Source organism: Acinetobacter sp. GXMZU3951, from assembly GCF_054457875.1.
Map to the genome: position 1 here is coordinate 1 of NZ_JBTLFO010000015.1, position 5,530 is coordinate 5,530.

The 5,530-nt window shown below is 48.8% G+C and carries 2 tRNA genes and 3 rRNA genes; all 5 read left to right on the forward strand.

Annotated elements, in window-relative coordinates:
- Positions 1 to 141: 141 nt before the first annotated feature.
- The 5 genes from ACX17N_RS15895 (at position 142) to rrf (ending at position 5,517) form a co-directional block, all read left to right on the forward strand.
- Positions 142 to 1,678, forward strand: a 16S ribosomal RNA gene (locus ACX17N_RS15895).
- Between the two features lie 61 nt (positions 1,679 to 1,739).
- Positions 1,740 to 1,816: transfer RNA gene (locus tag ACX17N_RS15900), tRNA-Ile, on the forward strand.
- A gap of 59 nt (positions 1,817 to 1,875) precedes the next feature.
- Positions 1,876 to 1,951, forward strand: a tRNA-Ala gene (locus tag ACX17N_RS15905).
- 367 nt (positions 1,952 to 2,318) lie between these two features.
- Positions 2,319 to 5,210, forward strand: a 23S ribosomal RNA gene (locus ACX17N_RS15910).
- 192 nt (positions 5,211 to 5,402) lie between these two features.
- Positions 5,403 to 5,517 (forward strand): 5S ribosomal RNA (rrf, locus tag ACX17N_RS15915).
- The 16S, 23S and 5S rRNA genes sit together here with 2 tRNA genes alongside, the layout of an rRNA operon.
- The last annotated feature ends 13 nt before the right edge of the window (positions 5,518 to 5,530 follow it).

Here is a 5,530-nt window from a genome sequence, read left to right on the forward strand (position 1 = left end):
AACTTGTGTGGATTTTTACTGATTGATTGATCGAATATATTTTCATTGATTGATGGTAGAAATTACTCGAAGTTTATTTGAGCAAATTTTTGTCAGTAATTGATGAGCCAAGATTGGTGCACTATATGCACTATTGATTTTAAACTGAAGAGTTTGATCATGGCTCAGATTGAACGCTGGCGGCAGGCTTAACACATGCAAGTCGAGCGGAGAGAAGTAGCTTGCTACTGATCTTAGCGGCGGACGGGTGAGTAATGCTTAGGAATCTGCCTATTAGTGGGGGACAACATCTCGAAAGGGATGCTAATACCGCATACGCCCTACGGGGGAAAGCAGGGGATCTTCGGACCTTGTGCTAATAGATGAGCCTAAGTCGGATTAGCTAGTTGGTGGGGTAAAGGCCTACCAAGGCGACGATCTGTAGCGGGTCTGAGAGGATGATCCGCCACACTGGGACTGAGACACGGCCCAGACTCCTACGGGAGGCAGCAGTGGGGAATATTGGACAATGGGCGCAAGCCTGATCCAGCCATGCCGCGTGTGTGAAGAAGGCCTTTTGGTTGTAAAGCACTTTAAGCGAGGAGGAGGCTACTCTAGTTAATACCTAGGGATAGTGGACGTTACTCGCAGAATAAGCACCGGCTAACTCTGTGCCAGCAGCCGCGGTAATACAGAGGGTGCGAGCGTTAATCGGATTTACTGGGCGTAAAGCGTGCGTAGGCGGCTGATTAAGTCGGATGTGAAATCCCTGAGCTTAACTTAGGAATTGCATTCGATACTGGTCAGCTAGAGTATGGGAGAGGATGGTAGAATTCCAGGTGTAGCGGTGAAATGCGTAGAGATCTGGAGGAATACCGATGGCGAAGGCAGCCATCTGGCCTAATACTGACGCTGAGGTACGAAAGCATGGGGAGCAAACAGGATTAGATACCCTGGTAGTCCATGCCGTAAACGATGTCTACTAGCCGTTGGGGCCTTTGAGGCTTTAGTGGCGCAGCTAACGCGATAAGTAGACCGCCTGGGGAGTACGGTCGCAAGACTAAAACTCAAATGAATTGACGGGGGCCCGCACAAGCGGTGGAGCATGTGGTTTAATTCGATGCAACGCGAAGAACCTTACCTGGTCTTGACATAGTAAGAACTTTCCAGAGATGGATTGGTGCCTTCGGGAACTTACATACAGGTGCTGCATGGCTGTCGTCAGCTCGTGTCGTGAGATGTTGGGTTAAGTCCCGCAACGAGCGCAACCCTTTTCCTTATTTGCCAGCACTTCGGGTGGGAACTTTAAGGATACTGCCAGTGACAAACTGGAGGAAGGCGGGGACGACGTCAAGTCATCATGGCCCTTACGACCAGGGCTACACACGTGCTACAATGGTCGGTACAAAGGGTTGCTACACAGCGATGTGATGCTAATCTCAAAAAGCCGATCGTAGTCCGGATTGGAGTCTGCAACTCGACTCCATGAAGTCGGAATCGCTAGTAATCGCGGATCAGAATGCCGCGGTGAATACGTTCCCGGGCCTTGTACACACCGCCCGTCACACCATGGGAGTTTGTTGCACCAGAAGTAGCTAGCCTAACTGCAAAGAGGGCGGTTACCACGGTGTGGCCGATGACTGGGGTGAAGTCGTAACAAGGTAGCCGTAGGGGAACCTGCGGCTGGATCACCTCCTTAACGAAAGATTGACGATTGGTAAGAATCCACAACAAGTTGTTCTTCATGACGATGTATCTGAGGGTCTGTAGCTCAGTTGGTTAGAGCACACGCTTGATAAGCGTGGGGTCACAAGTTCAAGTCTTGTCAGACCCACCAAATCTGATTGACTAAGCGATTAGTACAGAACACAGAGACATTGATCGAAATGATAAGCTGGGGACTTAGCTTAGTTGGTAGAGCGCCTGCTTTGCACGCAGGAGGTCAGGAGTTCGACTCTCCTAGTCTCCACCATCCATCACTATGTGATGAGCTAAGAAATAGGCAAACGAAGTTTTAGATTATAGAAATTAATAAGAAGTTAGCGTAATATGCGCGTCTTGTTAACTTCTGTGATTTATCACAGTTGACTACGCTCCGACGAGGACGTAGTGAATCATTAACAGAATATATTTGAGTTGAAATAATTTGTTCATACTCGTTTCAAGCAAGCAATTGCAAGAAATGAGTTACTAGCGAAATTAACTGAATCAAGCGTTTTGGTATATGAATTTAGATTGAAGCTGTACGGTGCTTAAGTGCACAGACAACAAACCAGTAGCAATTAAGTTTGCAACGATAACACTCACTTGTATGTGTTAGCGACTGTTTGGGGTTGTATAGTCAAGTAATTAAGTGCATGTGGTGGATGCCTTGGCAGTCAGAGGCGATGAAAGACGTAATAGCCTGCGATAAGCTCCGGGGAGGCGGCAAATATCCTGTGATCCGGAGATTTCTGAATGGGGAAACCCACCTACTATAAGGTAGGTATTGCAACATGAATACATAGTGTTGCAAGGCGAACGAGGGGAAGTGAAACATCTCAGTACCCTTAGGAAAAGAAATCAATTGAGATTCCCTCAGTAGCGGCGAGCGAACGGGGAAAAGCCCATTAAGTCATATAAGTTTTAGTGGAATGCTCTGGGAAGTGCAACCATAGTGGGTGATAGTCCTGTACACGAAAGGGCTTATATGATGATGTCGAGTAGGGCGAGGCACGTGAAACCTTGTCTGAATATGGGGGGACCATCCTCCAAGGCTAAATACTCCTGACTGACCGATAGTGAACCAGTACCGTGAGGGAAAGGCGAAAAGAACCCCTGTGAGGGGAGTGAAATAGATCCTGAAACCGCATGCATACAAGCAGTGGGAGCCGACTTGTTCGGTGACTGCGTACCTTTTGTATAATGGGTCAGCGACTTACATTCAGTAGCGAGGTTAACCGTATAGGGGAGCCGTAGGGAAACCGAGTCTTAATAGGGCGTTTAGTTGCTGGGTGTAGACCCGAAACCAGGCGATCTATCCATGAGCAGGTTGAAGGTTGGGTAACACTAACTGGAGGACCGAACCCACTGTCGTTGAAAAGCCAGGGGATGACTTGTGGATAGGGGTGAAAGGCTAATCAAGCCTGGTGATAGCTGGTTCTCCCCGAAAGCTATTTAGGTAGCGCCTCGGACGAATACCATAGGGGGTAGAGCACTGTTTCGGCTAGGGGGTCATCCCGACTTACCAAACCGATGCAAACTCCGAATACCTATGAGTACTATCCGGGAGACAGACTGCGGGTGCTAACGTCCGTAGTCAAGAGGAAAACAATCCAGACCGCCAGCTAAGGCCCCAAAATCATAGTTAAGTGGGAAACGATGTGGGAAGGCATAGACAGCTAGGAGGTTGGCTTAGAAGCAGCCACCCTTTAAAGAAAGCGTAATAGCTCACTAGTCGAGTCGGCCTGCGCGGAAGATGTAACGGGGCTAAAACTATGTGCCGAAGCTGCGGATTTGACATTAGTCAAGTGGTAGGGGAGCGTTCTGTAAGCCGATGAAGGTGGATTGAGAAGTCTGCTGGAGGTATCAGAAGTGCGAATGCTGACGTGAGTAACGACAAAACGGGTGAAAAACCCGTTCGCTGAAAGACCAAGGGTTCCAGTCCAACGTTAATCGGGGCTGGGTGAGTCGACCCCTAAGGCGAGGCCGAGAGGCGTAGTCGATGGGAAATTGGTTAATATTCCAATACTTCTGTGTAATGCGATGAGAGGACGGAGAAGGTTAAGTCAGCCTGGCGTTGGTTGTCCAGGTGAAAGGTTGTAGGCATGTATCTTAGGCAAATCCGGGGTACTCTATGCTGAGAACTGATAGCAAGCTGTACTTGTACAGTGAAGTGGCTGATACCATGCTTCCAGGAAAAGTCTCTAAGCTTCAGTTACACAGGAATCGTACCCGAAACCGACACAGGTGGTCAGGTCGAGTAGACCAAAGCGCTTGAGAGAACTCTGCTGAAGGAACTAGGCAAAATGGTACCGTAACTTCGGGAGAAGGTACGCTGCTGACGGTGATGGGACTTGCTCCCTGAGCTATTGGCAGCCACAGAAACCAGGCCGCTGCAACTGTTTATTAAAAACATAGCACTCTGCAAACACGAAAGTGGACGTATAGGGTGTGATGCCTGCCCGGTGCTGGAAGGTTAATTGATGGGGTTAGCGTAAGCGAAGCTCTTGATCGAAGCCCCAGTAAACGGCGGCCGTAACTATAACGGTCCTAAGGTAGCGAAATTCCTTGTCGGGTAAGTTCCGACCTGCACGAATGGCATAATGATGGCGGCGCTGTCTCCAGCAGAGGCTCAGTGAAATCGAATTCGCCGTGAAGATGCGGTGTACCCGCGGCTAGACGGAAAGACCCCGTGAACCTTTACTGCAGCTTGACATTGAACTTTGACCTTACTTGTGTAGGATAGGTGGGAGGCTTTGAAGTTGGAACGCCAGTTCCAATGGAGCCGTCCTTGAAATACCACCCTGGTAATGTTGAGGTTCTAACTCTGTCCCGTTATCCGGGACGAGGACCATGTCTGGTGGGTAGTTTGACTGGGGCGGTCTCCTCCTAAAGAGTAACGGAGGAGTACGAAGGTGCGCTCAGCGTGGTCGGAAATCACGCGTAGAGTATAAAGGCAAAAGCGCGCTTAACTGCGAGACCCACAAGTCGAGCAGGTACGAAAGTAGGTCTTAGTGATCCGGTGGTTCTGTATGGAAGGGCCATCGCTCAACGGATAAAAGGTACTCTGGGGATAACAGGCTGATACCGCCCAAGAGTTCATATCGACGGCGGTGTTTGGCACCTCGATGTCGGCTCATCTCATCCTGGGGCTGAAGCAGGTCCCAAGGGTATGGCTGTTCGCCATTTAAAGAGGTACGCGAGCTGGGTTTAGAACGTCGTGAGACAGTTCGGTCCCTATCTACCGTGGGCGCTGGAAATTTGAGAGGATCTGCTCCTAGTACGAGAGGACCAGAGTGGACGAACCTCTGGTGTACCGGTTGTGACGCCAGTCGCATCGCCGGGTAGCTATGTTCGGAAGGGATAACCGCTGAAAGCATCTAAGCGGGAAGCCTACCTCAAGATAAGATTTCCCTAGGACTTTATGTCCTCTAAAGAGCCGTTGAAGACTACGACGTTGATAGGTTGGATGTGGAAGCATAGTGATATGTGAAGCTGACCAATACTAATTGCTCGTGAGGCTTGACTATACAACACCCAAGCAGTTGTATATAAAGCTTAAATCGATTCAAATCCAAACAATCAGTAATGATTGAACTTGATTTAGTTATAAAGCTAGATACAATACGAAACTCAAATATACCTGTTAATAACTCATTTGATGAAAGTTAGGCATACACAATGTGTAAATAAGACCATAACGAATAGTCATAAACAGTTGTGCTGGCGACAATAGCAAGAGTGAACCACCTGATCCCTTCCCGAACTCAGAAGTGAAACCTCTTAGCGCTGATGGTAGTGTGGGGTTACCCATGTGAGAGTAAGTCATCGCCAGCTCATTAATTCTAAA